The following is a 1,899-nucleotide window of genomic DNA, read 5'->3' on the forward strand; positions in this document are numbered from 1 at the left end:
ATATTATATAACTTCTTATTATTTGATTTTAATACTCGCATATTACTCTGATAAAAATCCAATTTTTAACACATCCTACATATCAATATATAATATTTCTTAATGATTATATAATTCAATTAGACTAATCAAATAAATTTGAGGAGGTTGATATTAAATTAACCTACCTCCTCAACAAAATCATATTCTGTCATATTTATCTATTACCACTCATCATAATACTTGAACCAGCCAAACTTGCCAGCTGACTCTGCATCCAGCTCATCTGCTGATTCATCTCTGAGATAGCCTCTTCCATAGCAGCAAACTGCTGAACATATCTTTCTCTGGACATTTCTACTTTTCTTTCTACATCTTCAATATCATCATTTAGACTATCTATCCTAGTATCATAGAAATCCAATCTTCTCGGAATTAAACCAGTGTTAGTTTGCATTAGTTGATCAAGATAGCTGTCCATTCTAACAGCCATACCGTCAAAACTATCTGATTCACTATCAGCATTAAAAATGGACATAACTTCTTCTGGAGATTGATCTAGAGCTTCTGTAAACTTAGATGAGTCAAAGCTCATTACTCCATCACGATCAATTTCAATACCAAGTGAAGATAGAGTTTTGAAATCTCCAGTATCTTTCACCTTAGATGATACCAGACTTCTAATTCTAGTCTGCAGTCTCATTGCTGTTGCATCACCCTGCAATACTGAACCTTTTTCTTCTTCCTCATCATAATCAGTTTTACCATCGAGGAAGTTCATTACACTGTTATACTGGTCAACAAAAGCCTTTACAGCATCTGTAGCTTTACCTGTGTCTTTACTTACAGATACATTGGCAGAAGCGGTATCAGTTCCATCATTAGCCACAGCCTCTGGATTAATGTTAAAGGTAACTCCGTCTACAACACCAGAAAAAGTATTGGTAGGGCTAGTTATACCTGTAATACCATTAATATCTATTTCTGCATCAGATGCTGATTGAACTTCAATATCATTTGTTATTTCTTTAGTAGTACTATCTATCAGTCCAAGAGTCTCAAGTACTCCATTGGAATCTACAAAACTACCTGCTTTAGTTGTATCTAAAGCGTTTTCTACTCCTGTTTCATTTGTTTCTAAAACAAGATGATTGTCTACTATAGATGCTTTTACTCCAGAATCAGCATCATTAATTTTATTACTGATATCTCTTAAACTATCTTTGTCACTAATTGTTATATCTGAATTATTAATGGTGATTGTACTTTCTGTTGTAATTCCAGCAATTGGAGCACTAGCGTCATCAAATCTTGTTCCAACAAGACGCTGAGCCTGAGCAGTACTCTTTACTGTTACAGAATAATTAGTTTCATCAGCATCATTACTTGCTATAGCTGTAACTACATCTTTATCACTGGAGCTTGCACTACGAGAATTAAAGGTTGAAGATAGTTTTAAATCTGTAGTTTTATCTTCTAATTTATCCAGTCTACTGTTAACATCACGCCAGGCACCTTTAGTAGCTTCCATCTCAGATATTTCCTGTTGATAATTATAGATCGGCCTTCTTTCAAGCTGAATCAGCTGATCAATCATAGAAGTAGTATCCATACCTGTTGCTAAACCATCCAGCTGCATAATCGATTAACACCTACTTCCTTGTTAAACCTTTTCATCAATTAATATACCTACCATTTCGTGTATCCTTGCTTTTAAATCCAGCATTTCTTCAGGTGGTAATTCTTTTATTACTTCATCTGTATTAACATCAATTACCTGCACCATTAGCTCTTCTGTATCTTCATGTATCTGAAAAGAAAGTCCTTCTTTTACTTTATCTACTATTTCATTTACATCTTTTACAGATTCTCTAACTTCATCTTCTAGTTCTTGCTGGTTATATTCTTTTTTTTCCTGAA

General features: G+C 33.9%; 2 protein-coding genes. Both read right to left on the reverse strand.

The genetic code is table 11. From position 1 onward, the window contains the following. Positions 1–196: 196 nt before the first annotated feature. On the reverse strand, positions 197–1,618 hold the full coding sequence (fliD, locus tag CI949_RS20515) for a flagellar filament capping protein FliD (protein ID WP_290769887.1): 1,422 nt from the start codon (positions 1,616–1,618) through the stop codon (positions 197–199). Positions 1,619–1,642: 24 nt separating this feature from the next. Then, the coding region (locus CI949_RS20520; protein ID WP_290769888.1) for a flagellar protein FlaG at positions 1,643–1,899 on the reverse strand (257 nt) is incomplete at its 5' end.

The sequence above is a fragment of the Halanaerobium sp. genome (assembly GCF_003070835.1).